Origin of the sequence: Flavobacterium macrobrachii (assembly GCF_014486675.1) — a bacterium.
Classification (GTDB): domain Bacteria; phylum Bacteroidota; class Bacteroidia; order Flavobacteriales; family Flavobacteriaceae; genus Flavobacterium; species Flavobacterium macrobrachii.
In genome coordinates this window covers 1-1,046 of sequence record NZ_JACTAC010000163.1, presented here as the reverse complement: position 1 = coordinate 1,046, position 1,046 = coordinate 1, and the positions used below count along the sequence as shown (strand labels likewise).

General features: G+C 32.6%; 1 protein-coding gene. It reads right to left on the bottom strand.

From position 1 onward, the window contains the following. Nucleotides 1–131 precede the first annotated feature (131 nt). The coding region (locus IAI56_RS15740; protein WP_222941034.1) for a phosphoadenosine phosphosulfate reductase domain-containing protein at nucleotides 132–1,046 on the bottom strand (915 nt) is incomplete at its 5' end.

Below are 1,046 nucleotides of genomic sequence, written 5' to 3'. Positions count from 1 at the left end.
ACGGGTTTGGCAAAAGTGGCGGTTCAGTGCTACGCAGACACATTTGTGGTTAATCAAAGTTTGGTTCTCCGCATCAACATTTGTGGTAAAAATCGCCACCTTCGCCAAGCCCGAAACCGTTATAAGGCAGTTTACGAGAACGCCTCGCAAACACCACCACAAGCTCCTTCTGAATCAAGTTCCGAATCAAAAAATAAATCTTGTTGGTGTGCTAAATTAAATCTGTTATCTTTTGCTGATTTTATACTTTCATCTTTTGCCATTTCAAAAATATCATCAACAGTTTTAAATTTATTATAAAAAGTGTGTTTACCTTCTCCATATTTATCTGAAAGAAATTTGAAAAACTTAAATTTTCTAGGTCTTTCACGAGCGATAGTACACAAGTTCCTTAATGATTTTGATATACAAGCACCGCAATTTCCTAAATAAGATGGGAGTTGTAACCTAAATGGCATTTCATATTCAAAATATCTGTTTAAATACGGTTTAGTAACCCCTTCTAAAATCAATGGGTAATATTGGTTTTTATCAGGTTTCCTTTTTGCTATTTCATCAAACCTTATACCTACAACTCTTGTGCAAAATCTAGGAAATTCTTTTATAGATGAAAGATAACGTGTAATTGTTCGCTCTTTCATTTCCCTTGTACAAGTTCTTTCTGGATATTGTGGTAATCCATAATCTTTTACCCATTTATGAAAAGGATGATTAGGGTATTCGTTTTCTTCTTCCCAATCCGTAATTCTATAAGCAGTTTCAAAGTCAACAATATTAAAACCTCTTTCGCTTTCATATTCTAACCAAATAACTTCTATATTGAAATATTCAGCTATTTTTTTGCTAAAAATAAATGTTTCCTCATCTTCTTCGCCTGTATTACAAAAGCAAACTATAATTTTATGTGTTTCTTTATATTTTTTCAAAACTAATTCCAAAGCCTTTGCGGAACTTTCGCCTCCTGAAAAAGCTACAACAATTGTTTTTCCTTTTGGTATTTCTTTCATTAAGTTCATATCGTTGTGGTTAAAAAACCGCCTTATAAT